20 protein-coding genes and 1 pseudogene are annotated in these 24037 nt (G+C 61.3%); 3 read left to right on the forward strand and 18 right to left on the reverse strand.

All coding sequences use genetic code 11. From position 1 onward, the window contains the following. Position 1: 1 nt before the first annotated feature. The 14 genes and pseudogenes from J3P73_RS17505 to dnaG all read right to left on the reverse strand — a co-directional run bounded on the left by J3P73_RS17505 (position 2) and on the right by dnaG (position 16165). Positions 2 to 898 (reverse strand): DMT family transporter, encoded by an 897-nt coding sequence (locus J3P73_RS17505; protein ID WP_130692317.1) that lies wholly within the window; start codon positions 896 to 898, stop codon positions 2 to 4. Between the two features lie 83 nt (positions 899 to 981). Next, entirely contained in the window at positions 982 to 1788 is an 807-nt protein-coding gene (locus J3P73_RS17510; RefSeq protein ID WP_130692319.1) for a helix-turn-helix transcriptional regulator, read from the reverse strand. A 182-nt stretch (positions 1789 to 1970) separates the two neighbouring features. Then, positions 1971 to 2768, reverse strand: a complete 798-nt coding sequence (locus tag J3P73_RS17515) for an APH(3') family aminoglycoside O-phosphotransferase (protein WP_207579676.1) — start codon at positions 2766 to 2768, stop codon at positions 1971 to 1973. Between the two features lie 106 nt (positions 2769 to 2874). After that, the gene (locus J3P73_RS17520; protein WP_018074046.1) at positions 2875 to 3036 is read right to left on the reverse strand and encodes a hypothetical protein; all 162 of its coding nucleotides are present in this window, start codon (positions 3034 to 3036) and stop codon (positions 2875 to 2877) included. A gap of 108 nt (positions 3037 to 3144) precedes the next feature. Continuing rightward, the gene (locus J3P73_RS17525; RefSeq protein WP_130692323.1) at positions 3145 to 4263 is read right to left on the reverse strand and encodes a DUF930 domain-containing protein; all 1119 of its coding nucleotides are present in this window, start codon (positions 4261 to 4263) and stop codon (positions 3145 to 3147) included. Positions 4264 to 4299: 36 nt separating this feature from the next. Continuing rightward, positions 4300 to 5037, reverse strand: a complete 738-nt coding sequence (locus J3P73_RS17530) for a DUF930 domain-containing protein (RefSeq protein ID WP_018074044.1) — start codon at positions 5035 to 5037, stop codon at positions 4300 to 4302. A gap of 483 nt (positions 5038 to 5520) precedes the next feature. After that, complete coding sequence (locus J3P73_RS17535; protein WP_018074042.1) at positions 5521 to 5814, reverse strand: GYD domain-containing protein; 294 nt, start codon at positions 5812 to 5814, stop codon at positions 5521 to 5523. Positions 5815 to 6134: 320 nt separating this feature from the next. Then, positions 6135 to 8192 (reverse strand): RNA polymerase sigma factor RpoD, encoded by a 2058-nt coding sequence (rpoD, locus tag J3P73_RS17540; protein ID WP_018074040.1) that lies wholly within the window; start codon positions 8190 to 8192, stop codon positions 6135 to 6137. A 593-nt stretch (positions 8193 to 8785) separates the two neighbouring features. Beyond that, positions 8786 to 8878, reverse strand: a pseudogene (locus tag J3P73_RS37625) (GFA family protein); the annotation flags it as partial. Between the two features lie 9 nt (positions 8879 to 8887). After that, positions 8888 to 9925 carry an L-threonine 3-dehydrogenase gene (gene tdh, locus J3P73_RS17545; protein ID WP_130664892.1) on the reverse strand — a complete coding sequence of 346 codons (1038 nt, stop codon included), beginning with the start codon at positions 9923 to 9925 and terminating at the stop codon, positions 8888 to 8890. A 110-nt stretch (positions 9926 to 10035) separates the two neighbouring features. Continuing rightward, a complete protein-coding gene (locus J3P73_RS17550; RefSeq protein ID WP_018074037.1) occupies positions 10036 to 11223 on the reverse strand; it encodes a glycine C-acetyltransferase in 1188 nt (395 codons plus the stop codon). Positions 11224 to 11388: 165 nt separating this feature from the next. Continuing rightward, complete coding sequence (locus J3P73_RS17555; RefSeq protein WP_018074036.1) at positions 11389 to 12117, reverse strand: class I SAM-dependent methyltransferase; 729 nt, start codon at positions 12115 to 12117, stop codon at positions 11389 to 11391. Between the two features lie 170 nt (positions 12118 to 12287). Then, the gene (recQ, locus tag J3P73_RS17560) at positions 12288 to 14156 is read right to left on the reverse strand and encodes a DNA helicase RecQ (protein WP_075224499.1); all 1869 of its coding nucleotides are present in this window, start codon (positions 14154 to 14156) and stop codon (positions 12288 to 12290) included. Then, on the reverse strand, positions 14156 to 16165 hold the full coding sequence (gene dnaG, locus J3P73_RS17565) for a DNA primase (RefSeq protein WP_130692327.1): 2010 nt from the start codon (positions 16163 to 16165) through the stop codon (positions 14156 to 14158). Before dnaG ends, recQ begins: the two co-directional genes overlap by 1 nt. A gap of 670 nt (positions 16166 to 16835) precedes the next feature. Here dnaG and J3P73_RS17570 point away from each other — a divergent pair. Then, complete coding sequence (locus J3P73_RS17570) at positions 16836 to 17726, forward strand: hypothetical protein (RefSeq protein WP_018074032.1); 891 nt, start codon at positions 16836 to 16838, stop codon at positions 17724 to 17726. 3 nt (positions 17727 to 17729) lie between these two features. On the opposite strand, the gene J3P73_RS17575 is transcribed toward J3P73_RS17570, so the two are convergent. Further along, on the reverse strand, positions 17730 to 18185 hold the full coding sequence (locus tag J3P73_RS17575; RefSeq protein WP_018242983.1) for a GatB/YqeY domain-containing protein: 456 nt from the start codon (positions 18183 to 18185) through the stop codon (positions 17730 to 17732). 272 nt (positions 18186 to 18457) lie between these two features. On the opposite strand from J3P73_RS17575, the gene carA reads away from it, so the two are divergent. Next, complete coding sequence (gene carA, locus J3P73_RS17580) at positions 18458 to 19663, forward strand: glutamine-hydrolyzing carbamoyl-phosphate synthase small subunit (RefSeq protein ID WP_032996063.1); 1206 nt, start codon at positions 18458 to 18460, stop codon at positions 19661 to 19663. 128 nt (positions 19664 to 19791) lie between these two features. Next, a complete protein-coding gene (locus J3P73_RS17585; RefSeq protein ID WP_018074029.1) occupies positions 19792 to 20112 on the forward strand; it encodes an antibiotic biosynthesis monooxygenase family protein in 321 nt (106 codons plus the stop codon). 10 nt (positions 20113 to 20122) lie between these two features. Here J3P73_RS17585 and J3P73_RS17590 read toward each other — a convergent pair whose 3' ends face one another. The 3 genes from J3P73_RS17590 to J3P73_RS17600 form a co-directional block, all read right to left on the reverse strand. Continuing rightward, entirely contained in the window at positions 20123 to 21526 is a 1404-nt protein-coding gene (locus J3P73_RS17590; protein WP_018074028.1) for an MATE family efflux transporter, read from the reverse strand. A gap of 142 nt (positions 21527 to 21668) precedes the next feature. After that, positions 21669 to 22913: a TCR/Tet family MFS transporter gene (locus tag J3P73_RS17595; protein WP_018074027.1), complete on the reverse strand. Its 1245-nt coding sequence runs from the start codon at positions 22911 to 22913 to the stop codon at positions 21669 to 21671. Positions 22914 to 23050: 137 nt separating this feature from the next. Beyond that, the gene (locus tag J3P73_RS17600; RefSeq protein WP_018074026.1) at positions 23051 to 23962 is read right to left on the reverse strand and encodes a LysR family transcriptional regulator; all 912 of its coding nucleotides are present in this window, start codon (positions 23960 to 23962) and stop codon (positions 23051 to 23053) included. Between the last annotated feature and the right edge of the window lie 75 nt (positions 23963 to 24037).

The following is a 24037-nucleotide window of genomic DNA, read 5'->3' on the forward strand; positions in this document are numbered from 1 at the left end:
TCTATCTCCCGCTGGCAAGTTTCACTGTACGGCTCCCGGCAAAAGCAAGACCGAGCACGGCCGCAAGCACGCAGGCGATACCGGCGAACTGGTGGAGCCCAACCGGCTCGCCAAGGATGATGAAGGCAAGCACGACGGCGGAAACCGGAGCCAGCGCGGTGAAGAGCGCCGCTTCCGTGCCGCTCACCCTTTCTGCCCCCGCATACCACAACAGAAATCCGCCGACGGTCGGCACCAGCGCATAATAGACGACGGCGCCTACAGCGCTTGCGGAAATACCATGTGCGAAAGGCGCTTCGAAAATAGCCGGGATAGCGGCGACGATGAAACCGATGCCGGCCATCAGCGTCGACTGCGCAAGCGGCGCAATCTCGGTGTTCAGTCTTTTGTTGAGCAGGATGAACAACCCCTCGCAGACGACGGCGCAGAAGGTCAACGCATTGCCGGCCAATGATCCGCCTGCCGCATCCGGCGTGAAGGCGATCGAAAGCACGCCCGCCGTCGCAAGCGCCACGGCCAGAAGCAGGGCACGCTGCGGCCGTTCGCGAAGCAGTAGGATGGAGATTGCGGCCGAAACCACCGGCAGCGTGCCGATGATGACGCCGGCATCGGCGGCCGAGGTCAGGTTGAGGCCGGAGATCAGCAGCGTCGTATAACCAACGCTGCCGGCCCCGGCCTGGATGATGAGGATGAGGCGGTCATGCCGGGAAAACCTCGGCAGCCGCGCGCCAGTCGCCCGCATCAACAGGAGTAAGACCGGAAAGGCGATGGCGAAGCGCAATGCGGTGGCGCTGAACGGCGGCAGACCCGACGCGATCAGCTTGCTTGCGATCACAGTGCTTCCGACCGTCAGCATCGCCAGCGCCAGATAGACATAACCTTGAACCTGCCTCGACATTCAGCGTCTCCTGTTGAATGCGCCGAGAAAACAGCAGGGATGGATCAGGGTCTTGAACGAAATTGCAGGTGCAAAGCAGCTGCTCAGAGAAAGGCGCCGGCATAGAGGCGCGGGGACAGTCCGTATTTGCTCACGAAGACCCGCGTCATGTGGCTCTGATCGGCAAAGCCGCTGGCAAAGGCCGCTTCCGCAAGCGGCATGCCCTGAGCGATAAGCCGGCGGGCGATATGGATGCGGGCCTGGACGAGATAGGCATGCGGCGTCAAGCCCGTCGCCTTGGCAAAACCGCGCAGCACCTGGAAGCGGCTGAGCCCGCTTTCCCTGGAGAGATCGGCGAGCGAGACGGCCGCAAGCGGGTCGTCGTCAATCAGGTTTCGGGCCACGCGGATCGACGCCGGCACCAGCGGCCGCTCTTCGGTACCGCAGCGCTCGCGCATGACATCGGCGATGAGCTGCAGAAGCAGTTCCTCGCAAAGCAGCCCATCCGCCGCGCCGCCGCCGGTCACCGTACGAAACAGCGTCTCGAAACGGGCGGCGATCGCCGCATTACGGATGACCGGATGCGGGATTTCCGATCGCCCAGCCTCATCTTCGCTGATCTCTTGCGACAGACCACTGACGATGGCGGGATCGAAATAGAGGATGCGCCACGATCGCCCCTCGCCGATCGGCGCGCCATCATGCACCTCGTTCGGATTGACCGTGATGATGTCGCCGGCCTCAGCCTCCACCATGCCGCGACCGCTAAGCGACGACTGCGCCCCGGCGGACATCAAACCGATGCCGAACTGCTCGTGCGTATGGCGCGCAAAGCTGTGATGCGTTTCCGCTTCCACCACTTCGATGCCTGCCAGCGCCGAGCGCAACATCCTGAACTGGTTTCTCGCCATCATCTGTCCGCAGGTCCGATCGCCGGCCACTCTGCCAGCCGCCGTGAGATGACGCAATCGTGGCGGCTAGGATGCATGCCTAAAGCAGGTCGCGCAAAAGTGTGCAGCGGTTTTGCGACAACGACATGCGTAAAAATAAAGACCTAAAGCGCGAGGGCGAATCTGAAAGATCGAGACGCGCTTTAGAAGAACTCGACGAGTAGCTGATAATAATCGAGTCTCGCCGGATCCGTGGCCGACATGCCATAGCGATCAAGGAAGGGCTGCACCAGCGCCTCGCCGAAATTGTAGGCGATGCTGCCGCAGGCGAGCGCGATATCCTGATAGCGGTCGGCGACGCCGAGACGGCTGCAGTCGATGTAGCCCGAAAACCCGTCTTCGGAGACGACGAAATTCGGCAGGCAGGCATCACCATGGGTAACGACGAGATCCTCGCGGCCAGGCCTCCCGCTTTCGAGTTCGGCAAGCAGAGCCTCCGCACTCTTTCCAAGTCGCAACTCGTCAAAATCGGTCTCGTCGACGATGCCGGCCTGCATCCGTGCTTTCGCCGCCGCAATACGCATCTTCAGGCGGTGATCGAAGGGGCAGGATGCGATCGGCAGGCGATGCAGATCGAGGAGCGCCACAGCCAGCAGTTCGACCCGCGCAAGCGGCGTCAGCGCCGATGCGCTGGCGAGGTCACTCCCGGCGAGCGCACTGATCAGCAGCCGATTGTGCACACCGTCGCTGTCCTCTGCGATGATATCGGGACATGGCAGACCGGAAGCCTTAAGCCAATGAAGCCTGGCTGCTTCGTCAGCAAGTTCGCCGAAGGGACCGGCCTCTTCGACCTTCAGATAAAGCGTCGGCAATCCGAGAGCTTCCAGCCGGAAGACACTCGCGGCGGAACGGCCGAGCGCATCGCGTTCGAACCGGTAACCGGCCAGACGGGCATCAAGCGCGCCCGCTGACGGTGGTTGATCCTCTTGGAAAATCGACATGATATCTGGGCCATTGATGCTGGCGCATTATCCCGACAAGGCGGGGCACCGCAAGCGGCACGATCGGTCAGAACACATTGGCAGACTGAGCGAGCCCTCTGCGACCTCAATGAACGGTTTCGGCGGGCGCGGCTTCGAGAAGGATTTCAAAAGCTTCTTCCAGAGCAGCCACCAAAATATCGGTCAGCTCATCACCTTTGTTTTCCAGGAACACCGCGCTCACGGCCTCGTCCTGTCGCTCAAAAAAACGCTCAATCTCGTTCGACATATCATTGTCCTCTTCTTCACCGGATCATCACGGCCATGGGGAGAGGCTAGGTGCGGTTCCTTGCGCGTGGCTTGTTGCAAAGCTCCGACACGATAGATGTCTCAAGGACTAATCGCGGATTTTGTACTTCGCATACTGGCTGCGAGGGATCAATCCGCCGACCTTATAGGCAAACGACAGGATCTTCGTGGCATCAGCGTTAACCTCGCACCTGAACTGGATACCGTACCAATTGCCGCCACTGGTAAAGACGCCCTTCCGCACGTCCACAACGGTTTGATTGGTCAACGAATAGGATGGAAGAGCAGCGTCCCAATATTTAGACGACTCATGCGCAAGCTGTTGGCTTAACTCGGTCATGCACAACTCGTTCACGCGCTGGCCGGGCGACATATTACCCAATGCCGCTCGAGCAACCGGATCATCGTTGGCGCTCTGTGAAAACAGCGTCTTTACTTGGGGCAATTGATCCTTTGGCGCTTCGTCTTTCTGCTGCGTCGGCTTTTTTGCCTCCGAAGGCTTCTCCGGTTCGAAGCTCGTCCGCGCCTCTCCTGTTGCCGGGACAGAAGGTGCATTTCGTTCCGGATGGCTATCCACCGCGGTAAGCTCAGGCAAATTCACGTCCTTCGGAACCGGATTGCCCGGAGGCTGCTCGATCGGTTGGGGCTTATCCGCGGCACGCTCGGCAGGTTCAGGCTGCACCTGGGGCTGCGCCGACGGCGGAGGGACAGGTGTCAGGCTTGCCTCACCCTGCGAGGAGTTTCCTGTGTCTGACTTCATCCGTCCGGTATTCTTATCTCCAAATTCAAAGACCGGACGAGTGGCAGACAACTGTCTCGTGGCTTCGGGGGGAGGCTTTGCAGCTTCCGGCGACGGAGGCGGAGGCGGAGGTGGCGGTGGCGGCGGAGGTGGTGGCTGCTTCTTGGCCTCTTCCGGCGGCTTCGGCTCCGGTGGTTTTTCCTTGGGCTTGGGCTCCGGCTTCTTCTCCTCCGGCGGCGGAACGAGCTCCACCTTCACGCTCTCGTCTTCGGCAGGTTTCGGCTCGATCTTCGGCAGCCCGAAAATCAGAAGAGCAATGATAGGAATATGCGCAACAACGGACGCAACGATGCCCCAGCGGATTTCAGGCCGCTGCTTTCCCGTTTCGTGCTGCGTTTCCGGCGGTTCCACGTCTTCTTCTGTCACAGCAGCGATGTGGCCTCTAAAGCCGGCAGCATCAAGCCACAAAAGAAAAAAACCGCGTGATCGCAGCAGCGACGAGAGTTATTGGTCGGCGGCTCCATCTTCGGCCACCAGATTGTGCTCCTGCCATTCGCCTTGCGGAATGGCATCACCGACGAGAAAGGCGAAGGACAGGACCTTGCCGGAGCCGGCATCGAGCTCGCATTTGAACTGGATGTTGTACCACTTGCGTTTGCTGCGGAAGGCGCCGCCCTTCACCTCGACGCTGTTGCCGCTGACTTTCTCCGCCGCCATCGCATAGGGCGCAAGCGCATCCGGCGCCTTGGCCGGCAGCGCCCGGCGCACCTGCTCCAGCGCCTCGAGATCACAGAGCTGCAAATTGCGCTCGCTGCCGGCAAGGCCACGCAGCGCCTCGCGGGCGCGGCGGCTGCGCGGATCGGCAAGGACCTTGTCGGAAAACAGCTGCCTTGCCTCGACGAATTCAGCCGGCTTTGGCATCGGCAAAGTGATCGGTGCCACAGAAGGCATTGCCGCAGCAGGCGGATTATTTGCAACCGGCGCCGCCGGCTGGGCTTCGGGTTTTGCCGCCTCGGGCTTTGCCTCTTCCGGCAAAGGCGTCTTGGCGGGTTCGGGCATTTTCAGCGATTCCACAGGCTGCGGGACGATCTCCACCGACAGACCGTCATCCGGTAATGGCAACGGCGGCTCGGCCTTCGGCAACAGCAGCAGAAGGAGCAGGATCGCGATGGCATGCAGCGCGAAGGACGCTGTAGCGCCCCGCCGGATCCCGTCATCCCATTTGTCCGCCGCCAGTTCCATCGGTCAGGAAGCGGCTGTCGGACGATCGATGACGATCATGAAACTGATGAGCGCTTTCATTATGAGCTTGCCGAAAAGTCGGGCCGGAGCCTGCCGCAGAAATTGAAGCACGCCGCAACACTGCCAGCGCAGCGAGTGCTCCGCAACGTCTAAGATCGACGATCGCCGGCCCTAGAGCCTTTCCGGGTTAGATTGAAGCATTCTGCCGGAGCAGGTTTTCGTCAGGGCAGAGGCGATTGGCGAAGGGCATACCTCTTGGTACGTCCGAGCCGATCGCCTCTGATCCTGGCGGAAAGATGCCCGGCCCACCGGCCGCACCGCTTCGCCAGGGCGAAGCGATAGGTGCGCCCGGCGATTCTGAGTCTTGCAGATTTGCCAGGCAAATCTGCGGGAAGGTTGGCTGAAACGGGCCGGCTGATCGACCGGCCATCCGACTCCGTTTGAGCCAACAGAATGCTTCAATCTAACCCGGAAAGGCTCTAGCTACCCGAGCGACCCGATGAGATCCCGGTAGGCGGCCTCCGGGAATGCCTTCAGCGTCTCCGTGCGGACATTGCCGCCCATCGCCAGCGAGAGGGTAAAATGCGCCATGACGGCGTCGTCGGGCGCCTCGCAGACGGCGACCATGTCGTGCCCGCCCATCGTCAGAAAGAACTGGTTGAAGGAGCCTCCGACGCCGGCGAGCAATTTCTTCGCCGCATCGAGCCGTTTTGCCGAGTCGCGAATATTGCGGATGCCCTGATCCGTCCAATTGATCAAAAGAATGTAAGTGGTCATGTCGCACCTCCCAGAGCATGATGCCGAAAAGTGTCAGCGGTTTTCGGACGAGGTCATGCTCTATTTCTTTGATGTGGATCCAGACTCAGATTTCAGGCCTGTCAGGCCTGAAATTATCCGGATCTAGCGGAGGATTCGTTCACGCAGGCACACGTCAGCCCTCGCTCGCGGGTTGCGATCGATGCCTTCCCCCGTGGCCGGATTATAGGCTTGTCACCGTGGAGGGACAAGAAAGATGCCGGGATCATTGGTATTAATCACAAAAGCAAAAGCCGGGCACGCAGCCCGGCTTTTCCAATCAGAATGGCGTGGCCGAAGCCTTAGCTGTCGAGGAAGCTTCTCAGCTTTCTGGAGCGGCTCGGATGCTTCAGCTTGCGCAGCGCCTTCGCCTCGATCTGGCGGATACGTTCGCGAGTGACCGAGAATTGCTGACCGACTTCTTCGAGCGTGTGGTCGGTGTTCATGCCGATGCCGAAGCGCATGCGCAGAACACGTTCCTCGCGCGGCGTCAGCGAGGCGAGAACACGGGTCGTCGTCTCGCGCAGGTTCGCCTGGATGGCGGCGTCGATCGGCAGCAGCGCGTTCTTGTCCTCGATGAAATCGCCGAGATGCGAATCCTCTTCGTCGCCCACCGGGGTTTCGAGCGAGATCGGCTCCTTGGCGATCTTCAGGACCTTGCGGACCTTTTCGAGCGGCATGGCCAGCTTTTCGGCCAGTTCTTCCGGCGTCGGCTCGCGGCCGATCTCGTGCAGCATCTGGCGCGATGTGCGGACGATCTTGTTGATCGTCTCGATCATGTGCACCGGAATGCGGATCGTGCGGGCCTGGTCGGCGATCGAACGGGTGATCGCCTGACGGATCCACCATGTCGCATAAGTCGAGAACTTGTAACCGCGGCGGTATTCGAACTTGTCGACCGCTTTCATCAGGCCGATATTGCCTTCCTGAATGAGGTCGAGGAACTGCAGGCCGCGGTTCGTGTATTTCTTGGCGATGGAGATGACGAGGCGAAGGTTCGCTTCAACCATTTCCTTCTTGGCGATGCGCGCTTCGCGCTCGCCCTTCTGCACCATATGCACGATGCGGCGGAATTCCGAGATCGAGATACCAGTCTCGGTCGCCAGATTCTGGATTTCCTGGCGAATGTCGCGGATCGTCGTGTTTTCGCCCCTGGCGAATTCCTTCCAGCCGCGAGCGGCCAGATTGCCGATCGACTTCATCCAGTTCGGATCAAGTTCGGCGCCCTGATACTGCTCCAGGAAGGAGTCGCGCTTGACGCCGTAGGATTCGGCCAGACGCAGCAGGCGGCCCTCGTTGGAAACGAGGCGCTTGTTGATGTCGTAGAGCTGCTCGACCAGGGCGTCGATGCGGTTCTGGTTCAAGGACAGAGATTTGACGGCCTTGATGAGCTCATCCTTGAGTTCCTTGTAGCGGCGCTCCTGGGCCGTGGACAGCGTGCCGGAAGCCGACAGCCGCTGCTCGACCTGCTGGTCCTGCAGCTTGCGCAACTTCTTGTAGGTCTCGGCGATCGTATCCAGCGTCTCCATCACCTGCGGGCGAAGCTCGGCTTCCATCGCCGCCAGCGAAAGGTTGGATTCGTCCTCGTCCTCTTCCTCCTCTTCGGGAGGCAGGCCTTCGCCGCCGACATCGGTAATGTCGTCGTCACCGGAGCGGGCGCGACGGGTCTTTTCCTTCTCTTCTGCGAGCTTGCGATCGGCCTCGATCTTCTCGGGGCTCTGGAACTGCGGCGCAGCCTTGGCTTCAGGGCCGGAATAGGTCGTTTCGAGATCAATGATCTCGCGCAGCAGCGTCGTGCCTTCGTTGAGTTCGTCGCGCCAGATGATCAGCGCCTGGAAGGTCAGCGGGCTCTCACAGAGACCCGCGATCATCGTCTCGCGGCCGGCCTCGATCCGCTTGGCGATCGCGATTTCGCCCTCGCGGGAAAGAAGCTCCACCGAGCCCATCTCGCGCAGGTACATGCGAACCGGATCGTCGGTACGGTCGGTCGGTTCTTTTTTCTTGGCGGTCGCCAGCGCCGTGCCGCTCGAAGGCGCGAGTTCGCCGCCTTCGCTCTCCTCGTCGCCGCCGGCGTCGTCGTCATCGCTGCCGCCGGAAGCACCGGCTTCCTCGGCTTCCTCGTCTTCGATGACGTTGATGCCCATGTCGGACAGCATCGACATCGTGTCTTCGATCTGCTCGGACGTCACTTCTTCGGACGGCAGGACCGCGTTGAGCTCGTCCATGGTCACATAGCCGCGCTTCTTGGCGGCTTTGATCATCTTCTTGACCGCGTCGTCGGAAAGATCGAGAAGAGGGCCGTCGCTTGCGCCGTCGCGTTCGACTTCCGCGTCTTCGTTCTCTTTGACCTTGGTTGCCATTTATATCGTCGCCTTCCTGACGCTATCCAATCTCGCTACGGTGAACGGGCTGTCTCAGGGCCTGACGCGCCGCACGCGCCGCCCTCGAATCACCTTTGCCCACCTAACGGGATGACATTTAAAGCCTGATTAACCACGATAACCGGCACCGGACAGCAAAGCTTTCTTGCTTTTGGATTTCCGGCCATGGTTGCGCGATCCGCCTTGACCCAGTTCACCATTCAACAAGTCGAACGGTGATTCCCACATTTTTTGTTCTCGTCAAGCTTTTCCGGAAAAAAAGCCCACAAAAATACGGAAAAAGCCTTATCCACAGGCTTCGAACCGCGGCAGCGATTGCGAAGCCTTATTTAAGATGCGGCGAACAAAAGACAAGGGCAGCAAGAATTTTGCCCGCCGTAGCAGTTGTTTCCACCATTTTTGCAGTTGTGCAGGCGATATATGCGCGCTTAGAGCGCCGTGCGTCCTTTCGGACGCACAAAGGACGCTCTAACACTTTCAATCCTCGCATCGTGCTTTCCGAAAATCGATTCCGATTTTCGGGCCGATGAGCTAGCCTGAGGAATAGTGGCTATCGCGCCGCGCCGTCATAAGCACGGCGAGCAGTTGCAGTCGAGCGCCTCGGTGAATTCGCCTTCGACCTCGAAAGCCACATTGCCGCAATGGCAGCTTCCTTCATAGCGCATGTCGTCCCCTCACATCCAATCCATGACAACCTTGCCGGAATTGCCCGACCGCATCGCCTCGAAGCCGTCGCGGAAATCGTCGATACCGATCCGGTGGGTGATGATGGGCGCGAGATCGAGGCCGCCCTGGACGAAGGCGATCATCTTGTACCAGGTCTCGAACATCTCGCGGCCGTAGATGCCCTTGAGATTGAGCATCTTGAAGATCACCTTGTTCCAGTCAATCTCGAAGCCGGCCGGCGCGATGCCGAGAATGGCGATCTTGCCGCCATTGTTCATCTTGTCGATCATATCGCGGAAGGCAGGTGCGGCCCCCGACATTTCGAGCCCGACGTCGAATCCCTCCGTCATGCCGATCACCTTCATCACGTCGGCAAGGTTTTCCTTCGATGCGTCGACGACATGGTCGATGCCGAGCTTGCGCGCCAGCTCCAGCCGGTGCGGATTGATATCGGTGATGACGACCTTGCGGGCGCCGGATCGCTTGGCGACGAGCGCGCCCATGATGCCGATCGGCCCGGCGCCGGTAACCAACACGTCCTCGCCAACGAGATCGAAGGAAAGCGCCGTGTGCACGGCATTGCCGAACGGATCGAAGATTGCGGCGATCTCGTCGGAAATATCATCCGGGATCGGCACGACATTGCTTTCGGGAATACAGACGAACTCACCGAAGGAGCCCGGGCGGTTGACGCCGACGCCGAGCGTGTTGCGGCAGAGATGCCCCCTGCCCGCCCGGCAGTTGCGGCACTTGCCGCAGACGATATGCCCCTCGCCGGAGACCCGCTCGCCGACATGATAGCGGGTGACCGCCGAGCCGATCTCGGCGATCTCGCCGGAGAATTCATGGCCGACCACCATCGGCACCGGAATGGTCTTCTGCGCCCACTGGTCCCAGTTCCAGATATGGACGTCGGTGCCGCAGATCGCCGATTTCTTCACCCGGATCAGCACATCGTTCGGCCCGACCTCGGGAACCGGCACATTCTCCATCCAGAGCCCGACTTCCGGTTTCGCTTTGACCAGCGCCTTCATCATGTTCGACATCGACAATATCCACCCTTACTTGGCGCCCGACTTTGCTATCCCCTCTTCTCCCCAGCGGGGAGAAGGTGCCCGTAGGGCGGATGAGGGGGCGACACGGCACGCCGTCAAACTCAAATCACACCCAGTTCCCGCCCTGTCTCGGCAAAGGCCGCGATCGCCCGCTCGACATCCGCCCGCGAATGCGCCGCCGACATCTGCGTGCGGATGCGGGCCTGGCCTTTCGGCACGACGGGGAAGGAGAAGCCGATCACATAGATCCCCTTCTTCAGCATCAGGCCGGCCATATCCTGGGCGAGCTTAGCCTCCCCCAGCATCACGGGGATGATCGGATGGCCTTCGCCGGCAAGCGTGAAGCCGAGCTTGGTCATTTCGCTGCGGAAGAGATCCGCATTGTCGGAAAGACGCTTGCGCAAGGCATCGCCGTTTTCGATGAGGTCGAACACCTTGAGCGAGGCAGCGGCGATGACGGGCGCCAGCGTGTTCGAGAACAGATAGGGCCGCGAGCGCTGCCGCAGCCATTCGACGACTTCCGCCTTGGCGGAGGTATAGCCGCCCGAGGCGCCGCCGAGCGCCTTGCCGAGCGTGCCGGTGATAATGTCGATCCGGCCCTCGACGCCGCAATGTTCGGCGGAGCCGCGACCGTTCTTGCCGACGAAACCGACGGCATGGCTGTCATCGACCATGACCATCGCACCGTATTTCTCGGCGAGATCGCAGACACCGCCCAAATTGGCGATGATGCCGTCCATCGAGAAGACGCCGTCGGTGGCGACCAGCTTGAAGCGGCTGCCTTCGGCCTTTTTCAGTTCTTCTTCCAACGCCGCCATGTCGTTGTTGGCGTAGCGGAAACGCTTGGCCTTCGAAAGCCTGACGCCGTCGATGATCGAGGCGTGGTTCAGCGAGTCGGAGATGATCGCGTCCTCTTCCGACAGCAGCGTCTCGAACAGACCGCCATTGGCGTCGAAGCAGGAGGAATAGAGGATCGTGTCTTCCATGCCGAGGAAGGAGGAGATGCGCGCTTCGAGTTGCTTATGCTCTTCCTGCGTGCCGCAGATGAAGCGCACCGAGGCCATGCCGTAGCCGTATCGGTCGAGCGCCTGCTTGCCGGCCTCGGCCAGTTCCTCGTTGTCGGCAAGGCCGAGATAGTTGTTGGCGCAGAAATTCAGCACCCGCTCGCCGGTGGAAATCACGATCTCGCCCGCCTGCTTGGAGCTGATGACGCGCTCGGATTTGTAGAGGCCGGCATCCTTGAGCGCTGAGATCTCGTTGCTGAGATGGGAGAGAAATTGCGAGGTCATGGACGGCCTTTCCCAGAGATTTCCCTACAGCGCCGCGCGTCTTATCAGACGCGCAAAGGACGCTGTTACACTTTTAATCTGCGCATCGTGCTTTCCAAAAATCGATTCCGATTTTCGGGCCGATGCGCTACCGCCGGGTTAGCATATTGCCGCCGGCTTGTCTTCTCAGCGCTGGACCGAGATCAGCAGGAACATCGGCCGGTCCAGCTCCTCCGCCCAGTCTGGATTGTCTTGGAGCTCATCTTCGTTCGGGCTCCACTCCTCGACATGGCGAATGGCAAAGCCGGCCGCGATCAAGGTGTTGAGCGTCGTGCCGAGCCTGCGATGCTGCTTGACGACACCCTTGGCGAGCCAGTCGGTGGTGCGCGAACCTTCGACGGAATAGCGGTCGAGCGGCCAGATGCGCCGCCCTTCGGCATCGGTTGTCCAGGCGGAATTGGTCGGCGCCATGAAGATCGGATGCTCGATGGTGAAGACGAAATGCGATCCCGGCAAAAGCGCGCGATAGACCGTCGCGACCAGACCGGCGAAATCCTCGATATAATGCAGCGCTAGCGAGCTGTAGGCGAAATCGAAAGAAGCTTGAGCAAGCGTGAGATGCTCGAGATCGGCGATCTCGTAGGTGATCGCTGCTTCAGTCGTATCGGCCCTCGCTCTGGCGATCATCTTTTCCGAGATGTCGAGCGCCAACACGCTTGCAGCACCTTGGCTCACGGCGAAACGCGAAAACCAGCCGAAGCCGCAGCCGAGATCGATAACACGCCTGCCGGCAAGATCGGGCAGCAACGCGCGTACCGCCGGCCACTCGGATGCTCCGTCGAGCCCATGCAAGGATCGTCTCATGCCGCTATATCCGGCGAAGAATTCCGGTCGGTCGTAGATATTCTGGGCCATCGGCGCTCCTCCCTACTGCATAATTCCTTAAATCGGAATCGATTTAAGGATAAAATTATGCAGCCATTCAAAGTGCTACAGCGTCCTTTGCGCGTCTGAAAAGACGCGCGGCGCTGTAGAGGCAGCACTACCATGCCCCCTCGCCCGATCTCAAGGATCAGGCGGGTCCGTTAACCGTTGTCCTGCGCCAGGATGATCTCCAGGAAGGCATCGCCGTAGCGCTCAAGCTTCGCCTGCCCGACGCCTGATATGGCGAGCAATTCCTTGCGGCTGCGAGGCCGCTCCGTGGCGAAGGCGATCAGCGTCGTATCGGGAAAGACGACATAGGGCGGCACGCCGAGCGATTTGGCGATCGCCATGCGCTCGGCCCGCAGCGCCTCGAAAAGACCGCCGTCGGCGCCTGATAGTCCCGATTTGCGTTCGCTGCGCTCTGCCTTCTTCGTGCGCCGTTCCGAGGCCGGGCGGTCCTTGCGGAAGAACACTTGCCGCTCGTGCTTGAAGACGGCACGCGCCTCCGGCTCCAGCTTCAGCGCCCCGAAAGCCTCGTGGTCGACGCGGATCAACCCCATGGCGAGCAGCTGGCGGAAGACCGACTGCCAGACGCGCGCCGGAATATCCTTGCCGGCGCCGAAGACCGGCATTTCGGCATGGCCGAAACGTTCGGTCTTTTCGTTGACATTGCCGAGGAGCACGTCGACGACATGGCCAGCGCCGAAACGCTCGCCGGTGCGGTAGACGGCCGCCAGCGCCTTGATCGCCGCTTCCGTGCCCTCCCAGGTCTCTACCGGCTTCAGGCAGGTGTCGCAATTGCCGCATTGTCCGGCATGCGCTTCGCCGAAATGGGCAAGAATTGCCTGGCGGCGGCAGGAGGCGGTCTCGCAGATCGCCAGCAACGCATTGAGCTTGGCGCGTTCGACCCGTTTGATCTCCGCGGCGGCACTGCCCTCGTCGATCATCCGGCCGCGCTGGATGACGTCGGCCATGCCATAGGCCATCCAGACTTCGGACGGCAGGCCGTCGCGGCCGGCGCGCCCAGTCTCCTGATAATAGGCTTCTACCGAGCCCGGCAGGTCGAGATGGGCAACATAACGCACGTTGGGTTTGTCGATGCCCATGCCGAAGGCGACGGTGGCGACCAGGCAAAGATTCTCTTCTTTCAGGAAGGCATCCTGGTTGGCGTCACGAACCGCCCTGTCCATGCCGGCATGATAGGCACGCGCGCGAATGCCCTGCCCGTTCAGCCACTCGGCCGTATCCTCGACCTTGGCGCGCGACAGGCAATAGACGATGCCGCTGTCGCCTTTGTGGCCGGACAGGAACCGCAGCAACTGCTGGCGCGGCTGGTCGCGCTCGACGATCTCGTAGGCAATGTTCGGTCGGTCGAAGCTGGTCGTGAAGATCTCAGCAGAATCCAAACCCAGCCGCTCGATCATGTCGTCGCGCGTATGCGGATCGGCCGTCGCCGTCAGCGCCACTCTGGGAACACCGGGATATTGCTCGCCGAGCCGGCCGAGTTCGCGATATTCCGGCCGGAAATCATGACCCCATTGCGAGACGCAATGGGCCTCGTCAATCGCAAACAGCGCGATCTTCTCGTTGGCGATCAACTCGCGGAAACCATCGGTCAGAATACGCTCGGGCGTCACGTAGAGAAGATCGAGCTGGCCCGCCGAAAGCGCGCGGCGAACCTCGACGAACTCCTCGCGCGACAGCGACGAATTGAGTGCTGCGGCGCGGATGCCGAGCTGCTTCATCGCCTCCACCTGATCTCGCATCAGCGCAATCAGCGGCGAAACGACGATACCGACACCGTCGCGGCAGAGCGCCGGGATCTGGAAGCACAGCGACTTGCCGGCGCCCGTGGGAAAGAGCACGACCGCATCGCCGCCGGAAACCACATGCTCGACGACCTGCTGCTGCTTGCCGCGGAAGGAGGAATAGCCGTAGACTTGCTTGAGGATATCGAGCGGCGAGCGGCCGGAAGAAAACAGCGCGCCGGAAGCGGAAAAGCCCGGTTCATTGCGTTCAGTCAGCGACATCAGTGGTTCGCCGCCCCTTTGACGCGGCCGGAAAGCACGCCGAAGCCATCGATGATGGCCTCCTGGTTCTCGAGGCGCACCCCTTCGAAATGCACTTCCTGCTGCGCTCGCATCAGTTGAACGATCGCCTCGCCGTCGCCGGCTTCGGTCGCCAGCGCGATCTCGCGCTCGAGCTCGATCTTCTGCCGGCGCAGCGCCTTCGCCCGCTTGTGGGAAGCCAGCGCCTGGCGGTATCCCTCACGCGCATCCTCCATCGCCGCCTCCTCGGTCGCGATCCACAGCCGGGCATTGCGCACCTGCTGGTCGAGGCTCTTGATGAGCGGGCCGAAGCCTTCGAATTCCAGCCTTTCGGTCAGATATTCGCGCGTCAGATGCGGGCCGGCGACGGCCGCGGCTGCCCCCAGCATCGCCGACCAGAGCCGCTGCAGCTCGCGGCTGTCATATTCGATCGCGGCGATCTCGTCATAATCGTCAATCATCAGCGAGGGGTGATTGACGACGGTCAGCGCGAGCACGCTTTCGCGCAGCGCCGTATTGTTCTGGTGGCCGCGCACGGGACCGGAGCGGGCGAGCCTTTCGGAAATGACGCTCGGGCTTTTCGGTCCGGCCTTGCCCGCATTGTCGCGGCCCGTCCGGTAATTGCCATTGCCGTTGAAGCCGCCGCGGCGATCGCCATTATTGCGGTTCTGGAACTGCGGCTGGAACAAGGCGTTCAGCCGGTCGCGAATATCCTGCTGGTAGTGACGGCGCACGTTCTCGTCGGCGATGACGGCGACCAGTTGCTTCAGCCGCGCCTCGAGCTCGGCGCGCGCCTCGGGCGTGTCGAACTTGCCGGTATTGATCTCCCGGCTCCAAAGCATCTCGGAAAGCGGCTTTGCCTGGCTCATCACCTTGTCGAAAGGCGCGCGCCCGTCATCGCGCACCAGATCGTCGGGATCCTTACCGTCGGGCAGAAGCGCGAAGCGAACGGAACGGCCGGGCTTCAGATGCGGCAGCGCCAGTTCGGCGGCGCGATTGGCGGCGCGGATGCCGGCGCCGTCGCCGTCGAAGCAGAGCACCGGCTGCGGCACCATCTTCCAGAGCAGTTCGAGCTGGTTTTCGGTGAGCGCCGTGCCGAGCGGCGCAACGGCATTCTCGATGCCCGCCTGATGCAGCGCGATCACGTCCATATAGCCTTCGACGGCGATGATTGTGCCGGTCGCATTGTCGTCCTGAGCGTCGCTGCGGCCCGGTCCCTGGATCGCGCGCCGCGCGCGGGCGAAATTGTAAAGGACGTTGCCCTTGTGGAAGAGCTCCGTCTCGTTGGAGTTCAGATATTTCGCCGGCGCATCGGCCGACATGGCGCGGCCGCCAAAGGCGATCACCTTTTCCCGCGACGAGAGGATCGGGAACATGATGCGGTCGCGGAAACGATCGTAGGAAACCGGCACGTTTTCATGGACGACCAGACCGCAGGCCTCGATCTGCTCCTTGGAGACACCCTTGCCGGCGAGGAATTCCTTGAGCGCATTGCGGCTGTCGGGCGCAAAGCCGAGACGGAAGGTCTCGATGGTGCGGCCCGTCAATCCGCGGTCGCGCAGATAGGCGCGCGCCCTCGCCCCATTCGCCGTCTGCAGCTGATCCTGAAAAAATTGTGTCGCCATCTCCATGACGTCGATCAGCGAGCCGCGCTCCTTCTCGCGCTTCTCCATCACAGGATCGGCAAGCGGCATCGGCACGCTGGCCATATCGGCGATCTGCTGCACCGCCTCGGGGAAACTCAGACCTTCAAGTTCCGTCAGGAAGCGGAAATGGTCTCCGGTGACACCGCAGCCGAAGCAATGATAGCGGCCCTTTCGGTCCTCGCAGTGGAAGCTCGGTGATTTCTCGCCGTGGAACGGGCAGCAGGCCCAGTAATCGCCGCGCGACACGTTGGTCTTGCGCTTGTCCCAGCTGACGCGGCGCGCGATCACGTTCGAAATCGGAACGCGGTCGCGAATATCATCGAGAAAGGTGTTGGAAAAGCGCATTTATACCTCTTGGCCAATCTCCATATAAGCTGCTTTTCCGCTCCATGCCACGAAACTTGTCATGAAAACCCACTATTCACAGGCTATGTGGCGGTCATCGGCGGCTCCGATTATCCAATCAACAACGCGTTATCGCCCCCTGCGACAGGGTGCGACATTATTGTCCCTTCAGAGCCGGAATTCCGCCGTCAGAAAAGCTACAGCGAGGGCGGCGGCATCCAACAGAGATGAGAAAAAATCTTTTGGAAACAATGGATTATTTCCTCAGATGATTGCGCTTCATCATCCTCTGCGCCACCTCCCGAGAGTCCGCCTCGACGCCTCCCAATCCGCCGATTCCGGCAATTATTATTTTTTTGTAATTTGAATAAGCCGCCGCACCGCAATAGGTTCGATCTCAACAAAGCGATCCCCGAGCGAAGCACCATCCCTACCCCCGGCGCCGCTTCGCAAGGGTGCCTTTGCAAATACCCTCCGGCTTGGGCTTCGGCCCTGCGTGCCGGTGGACGCAAAGAGCAAGAAGGCAGGAGCGCCCCCAGCTCCTGCCTTCTTAAATTGTGGCTCTCCCTGCGACAACTCTCCCTTTGAAATTAACCGCTTATTGACAAAACCGTTGACAGGCGGCGCCTGCATGAAAGATGTATGCGCCGAACTCCCTGGACCTCTCCAAATGGCTTTTACCGCGGACAATCTCGCAGCAGACGATCGCTTTCTCGCTGCCATCCTGCATTGCGCCGATCAGATGCTCGCCATCTATCGCGAGAGCCCGCGCATCGCCTCGATCTTCGCCGCGCAGCAGCGCTGGCTGATGGCCCATGCCGGCTTCGCGCTTCATTACGGTTATTCCGACGACGGGAAGAGCGGCGGCCTCTATTCCGGCCGCTTCATCGATTTTGCAGTCAGGAACGACATTGCCAGCCGCAACACCGCTGCGGCCTTCATGCAGGAAATGCTGGCCTATCGCTTCCTGCGACCGGTTCCCGGCCCCGACAAGCGCACACGTTACCTGGAGCCTACCGAAATCGCCGAGCAGCATTTCACCCGATGGCTCGTCGCCCATATGATGATCCTCGACAGCCTCGACGGCGGTGAGCGCGCCGATAAGATCACCGCCGACCCCTCGGCGATGATGGCAGCGATCCAGCCGCTAATCGCAAGGGCGATCATAGGAAGTGAAGCGGTCCGCAATCCAGGCGTCACCTTCAACCTCTTCAACTGGGCGAATTCCGGCGGGCTGGTGATGGACTACCTGATATCGCGCCTTCCCGATTTTCCAAGGACGGCCGATCGCGTCGTGCTCGGCCCTCTGTCGCTCAGGGAAATCCGCGAACAGTTCATGATCTCCAATACCCACCTGAAGCGGCTTCTGATGCAGGCAGCGACCATGGAGAGCATTGGCTGGACGGAACCCTCCCGCAAGGGCGACTTCTGGCTGTCGGGCCACTTCATCCGTGAATACTGGAATTATCAGGCGGCGAAATTCGCCATCATCGATGCTGCCGCCGAAGCGGTGCTCGGGCCTGCGGTCCGTGACGAACCGCAGGCAAGACGCGTTATCTGAAGCTTATCCGTTCAACAGTTCCTTGACGGTCGCCGACGCCTTGGCGAAATCCATCTGGCCGGCATAACGCTCCTTGAGCGCCGCCATCACCTTGCCCATGTCCTTGGCGCCTGCGGCACCCGTCTCGGCGATGATCGCCGAGACGTTGGCGCGCACTTCGCTGTCGGAAAGCTGCTTCGGCATGAAATCCTGGATGACGATGATTTCGGCGCGCTCCTTGGCGGCAAGCTCCGGCCGGGAATTCTCCTCGTAGATCTTGGCCGATTCGTCGCGCTGCTTCACCATCTTGGCGAGAATCTGCAGGATCTCGTCGTCGCTCGCCTGCTCCTTGCCAATGCCGCGATTGGCGATATCGCGGTCCTTGACCGCGGCCTGAATCAGCCGGACGGTGGAAAGCCGCTCCGCATTCTTGGCCTTCATCGCCTCTTTCAGCTGGGTGGCGAGTTGATCGCGCAGCATGGTCTTCACTCCTGTTTTGATGCCGCTTCATAAACCACGCTGATGCGGGGGATCAAATAAATTGCGCGGTCAGTGCGATAAAGCGCAGGAAAACGGCAGCAATCTCGGCTACAAAGATTGACCGCAAGCGATTGCGTGGCTATTTACCGCCACCTGCACCAAAATTCGTGATCAGGCTTGAAGCGCGCGGCATTGCCGCGTCCACACGCCTGCGAGATCAAAAGGCGGCCAGCCGCGGCAACGCGTGACCGATCGCCGGAAACGGGATGAAGATGACCGCGACAGCACCCTGGACAATCGAAAAGCCGACCGCCCTGCTCGTTCTTGCCGACGGCACGGTCATCGAAGGCAAGGGCATCGGCGCCACCGGCAAGGTGCCGGCCGAAGTGGTCTTCAACACCGCGTTGACCGGCTATGAGGAGATCCTGACGGACCCTTCCTATCTCGGCCAGATTGTCACCTTCACCTTCCCGCATATCGGCAATATCGGCACCAACGATGAAGACATCGAGGATCTGACCCCTGCCGCCCGCCATGGCGCCGTCGGCGTCATCTTCAAGGCCGACATCACGGACCCTTCGAACTACCGCGCCGCCAAGCACCTCGACCAATGGCTGAAGGCCCGCGGCGTCATCGGTCTCTGCGGCATCGACACGCGCGCGCTGACCGCCTGGATCCGTGAGAACGGCGCTCCGAACGCGGTGATCGCCCACGACCCGAACGGCGTCTTCGACACCGAGACGCTGAAGGCCGAAGCCAAAGCCTGGAGCGGCCTCGAAGGTCTCGACCTTGCCAAGATCGCCTCCTCGGGCCAGTCCTCGCAATGGGCCGAAACGCCGTGGGTGTGGAATGAAGGTTACGGTGAACTCAAGGCGACGGAGGCGAAATACCACGTCGTCTGCCTGGACTACGGCGTCAAGCGCAACATCCTGCGCCTGTTTGCCGGCCTCGGCTGCAAAGTGACGGTCGTGCCGGCCGCAACGAGCGCCGAAGACGTGCTCGCCATGCAGCCGGACGGCATCTTCCTGTCGAACGGCCCGGGCGATCCGGCGGCAACCGGCGAATATGCCGTGCCTGTGATCAAGACGCTTGTTAAGACCGATATCCCGGTCTTCGGCATCTGCCTCGGCCACCAGATGCTGGGCCTGGCACTCGGCGCGAAGACCGAGAAGATGCATCAGGGCCACCACGGCGCCAACCACCCCGTCAAGGACCATACCACAGGCAAGGTCGAGATCGTCTCGATGAACCACGGCTTCGCGGTCGACTCGAAGTCGCTGCCGGATGGCGTTGAAGAGACTCATATTTCGCTTTTCGACGGCACCAATTGCGGCCTGCGCGTCCTCGGCAAGCAGGTCTTCTCGGTCCAGCACCACCCGGAAGCCTCTCCCGGCCCGCAGGACAGCCACTATCTCTTCCGTCGCTTCATCAACATGGTGCGCGAGAAGAAGGGCGAACCGGCGCTCGCCGAGCGCTGATTTCAAATAATACCCATTCAGACGAAGGCTCGCTTAGGCGGGCCTTTTTCTTCATTCGCATATTGACCTCAACTTAACTTGAGGGATTACAGATCTGCCTGCAAACATCTGATGCGGGGGTAAACCGGATGAACGGCGTTTTCTACAGGATCGACAAGTTCGCCGTGCCGCCCCCGGCGCGTGACGAGTTCCTGATGCATATGGTGTGCACACATGCCTTGCTGCAGACGCAGCAAGGCTTCACCCGTCACTCTGTCCTGGAACAGGTCGCAGGACCCGGCGAATTCAACTTCGTGACGATCGCCGAATGGGAAAATGCCGAAGCGTTCGAGCAATCGCAGGCAGCGGGCGCCGCCGCGCAGGCGACGACGAACCTTAGTGCGCAGGAAATGTTCGAACGGCTCGGCATCCGCGCCGATATCGCCGGCTACAAGCCGGTCGCAGCCTGATCAGGAGATATCAGGCGCCGGCCGCCACTCCTTCGCGGCGAAGAAGAAGGTAGAAGCGCGCGCAGAGCATGACGGCGGCGGCTGCCAGCCCGACGAGAAAGCCGAACCAGATGCCGATGCCGCCGAAACCCAGCGGGAAGGCAAAGGCCCAGGCGAGGAAAAAGCCGATCGGCCAGTAGGCGATCAACGCCATGATCATCGGCACACGTGCGTCCTTGAGGCCGCGCAGCAATCCATTGGCAATCACCTGCAGCCCGTCGACGAGCTGGAAAAGTCCGGCAACGACGATCAGCGGTCCGGCATAGGCAAGCACCTTAGGCGCCTCGGGCGAGTTGACGTCGAGGAACCAGCTGCCGAGGAACTGCGGCATGGTGGCAAAGAGCACGCTGCCCACCGCCGAAATGGCGCAGGCGAGGATGAGCACCGTGATCGAACCGCGCACCAGCCCTTGATAATCGCCCCGCCCATGCGCGACGCCGACGCGCACCGTCGCCGCCTGGCTGAGGCCGAGCGGGATCATGAAGGCGATCGAGGCCCATTGCAGGGCAATGCCGTGGGCGGCGAGCTCGATGGTGCCGATATAGCCCATCAAGAGCGAGGCCACCGTGAACAGGCTGACTTCGGCGAGGATGGTAACGCTGATCGGGAAACCAAGCCGGATGACCTCCAGCAGCGCATGCCAGTCGGGCTTCCAGAACCGCACGAAAATCTCGTAGCGCCGCGTCTCTTCCCGCCGCTGCACGAAAGCCAGGATGAACAGGAAGCCGGCCGTCTGGACGACGACCGAAACGATTGCAGCACCTTCGAGCCCCATCGCCGGAAAGCCGAAATGCCCGAGCACGAGGATATAGGCGAAGATCGCGTTCATCACCAGCGTGGCGATGGTGACGTTGAGGATGATGCCCGCCTTGCCGATGGCGCTGACCAGCGCGCGCATGACGTTGAAGAGCAGTGCCGGCAGCACGCCGAACTGGCCGATCATGATGTAGCCGTGGGCGAGCTTGGCCACCTCGGGCTTCTGCTGTGCGAAGAGAAGGATCTGCTCCGAATTGAAGAAGGCCGGCTGCATGATCACCCAGTATGCGATCACCACCCACAGACCCATGCGCAGCGACCGGCGCACCGAGACGAGGTCGCCGCGGCCATAGGCCTGCGCCACCATCGGAATGACGGCGATGGCAAAGCCCGAGCCGAAGATCAGGATCGTGAAGAGGAACTGTGCCGCAAGCACCATTGCCGCCAGATGCTCGGCGCCGAGGCGGCCGACGATCATCACATCGGTGGTGTTGATGCCGAGTTGGGCAAGCTGCGCGCCGATCAGCGGAATGCCGAGCGCCAGCGTGGCACGGAAATGTGCGCCCCAACGATTATCGGTTGTCGGCGCAAGTCTGCGCGCGTCGATCGGCGTGTCCATGACACCAGTCCTGTGATTGAAATATGCGTCGCCGCAGCTTGCGGCGAAATATCATCCGGGCTTAGATCAAAGCCCCGCAAAGAACTACCCCAAATGAGGCAGATGATGAAAAATTCATCATCACATCAGCGTTTCTGATCGATCAACCTGCCGCTTCCAGCGCCTCGGCCGGTTCACGGACCCGGACCCGCACGAGGAACACGCCGGCGGCCACCAGGATGAACAGGGCGGCGGCAAGATAGGGCGCGCCGGCAAAGGTGACAGGCGCCTCGGGCCGTGTGAAGTAGCCGAACATCTGGGTGAAGATCAGCGGCCCGGCGATGGTGGTGATACTGCTGAGGCTGGTAAGCGCGCCCTGCAACTCACCCTGCGCCGAGGGCGGCACCATGCCGGCGGCGATGCTGCGCAGCGGCGGATCGGCGACATTTTCCATGACGGTCGCAACGATGATGACGTAGACGACCCAGCCTTCCCAGGCGAAGGCATAACCGGTGAGCCCGACGGCCGAGAAGCAGAGGCCGAGAAGAGCGGTCTTCCACTCGCCGAGCACCGGCACGATCCGCGGCAGGACCAGCCCCATGACGATCGCGGCGCCGATGCCGTAAATGCCGAGCGACAGGCCGATCTGCCCCTCGCTCCAACCGTAGCGATAGGTTGAGACGAACGACCAGACCGAGGGATAGACGGCATGCGCCAGGAAGAACAGGAACATGACGAGGCTGACCCAGCCGATGCCGGGATAGTGGCGCATTTGGCGCAACGCGCCGAGCGGATTGGCACGTTTCCACTCGAACCGCCGGCGGTTCTTCGCCTCCAGCGTTTCCGGCAACAGGAAGCAGGCGGCGATGAAATTGACAAGCGATAGCGCGGCCGCGCCGAGGAATGGCACACGCGGGCCGAATTCGCCGAGGACACCGCCGACGACGGGGCCGATGGTGAAGCCGACACCGAAGGCGATGCCGATCAGCCCGAAATTCTTCGCCCGGTTCTCTTCCGTGCTGATATCGGCGATATAGGCCGAGCAGGTCGCGAAACTGCCGCCGCTGATGCCGGCAAGCACGCGACCGACGAACAGCATCCAGAAGCTGGTGGCGATGCCGCAGATGAAATTGTCGATCGCGAAGGTCAGCACCGAAAGCAAAAGGATCGGCCGGCGGCCGAAACGGTCGGACAGGTTTCCGAGCAGCGGCGCGAACAGGAATTGCATACCGGCATAGACGAGCATCAACCAGCCGCCGTCGATCGCCGCATCGCTGACGCTGCCGCCGGTCAGTTGCTCCAGATAGGCGGGCAGCACCGGCATGATGATGGCGATGCCGATAATGTCGAGGAAAAGGATGATGAAGACCAGGAAAAGGCCGCGGCGAACAAATTTCGGGTCAAGCATGAGGCATCTCTACAGCGGTTTGTTCTGAAAAGACGATCTCGTCGCCGAGAAAGTGACATAGCTCAGAAAAGAAACCGAAACAATCCGTGAACATTTCAAAGCTTTTGATAATGCTGTACGGGAATTTATCAGAGATCTCAACCGGAGGGCGCGCGCGGCCGTTCCAGCTTCAAAAAATCGACGAAAGCGCGCAACGGTGCCGGCATATGCCGTCGGCTCGCGTAGTAGAGATACGGTCCGGAAAACTCGCTGACCCAATCGTCGAGGATAGCAACCAGTAGACCAGAGCCAAGGCCCGGTTCCAGGAGCTCCTGGAATGAGCCGATGATGCCCAGTCCCGCCACAGCGGCCGCAAGCTCCACCTCGATTGAATTGGAGGTAAGCGCTCCACGCGGCGAAATCGTCAGCGACTCCCCGCCGCGCTCGAACTCCCAGGTCAGCGCCGATCCGCTGAGGAACCGGTGCCGGATGCAGCTGTGCTCCAGCAGGTCGCGCGGATGCTGCGGCACGCCCCTTTCCTTGAGATACGCCGGCGAAGCGGCGGTGACGTAGCGCTGCCGGCGCGGGCCGATCGGCACGGCGATCATGTCGCGCTCGATGCGCTCGTCATAGCGGATGCCGGCATCGAAACCGGCGGCGAGCACGTCGATGAACGTATCCTCGGCGACGATCTCCAGCTCGATCTCGGGATAGAGCTTCAGGAACCGGCAGGCAATGTCGGGCAGGAACAGCCGCGCCGCGATCGTCGGCACATTGAGCCGCAGCGTACCGGCCGGCCTGTCGCGGAAATTGTCGAGCGCCCCGAGTGCGGCCGCGACCTCACTGAGCGCCGGCGCCAGTTGGGCCAGCAATCGTTCGCCGGCGGCCGTCGGCGTGACGCTGCGCGTCGTCCGGTTGAGCAGGCGCACGCCGAGCCGCTCTTCCAGCCGCCTGAGCGACTCGCTCAGCGAAGACGCTGAAACCCCGCGCTTGCGGGCGGCGGCGCGGAAGCTTCGCTCCCTTGCAATCGCCGTGAAGACATCCAGATCACTCAGAGGAAGATCGTTCATTGTGCATTTTTCCGTACGACCCGTTCGACACTATCCGGATTATCGCACAAATGCGAAAGCGGTAAAACGGCGTCC

It is taken from the genome of Rhizobium ruizarguesonis (assembly GCF_017357285.1).
Classification (GTDB): domain Bacteria; phylum Pseudomonadota; class Alphaproteobacteria; order Rhizobiales; family Rhizobiaceae; genus Rhizobium; species Rhizobium ruizarguesonis.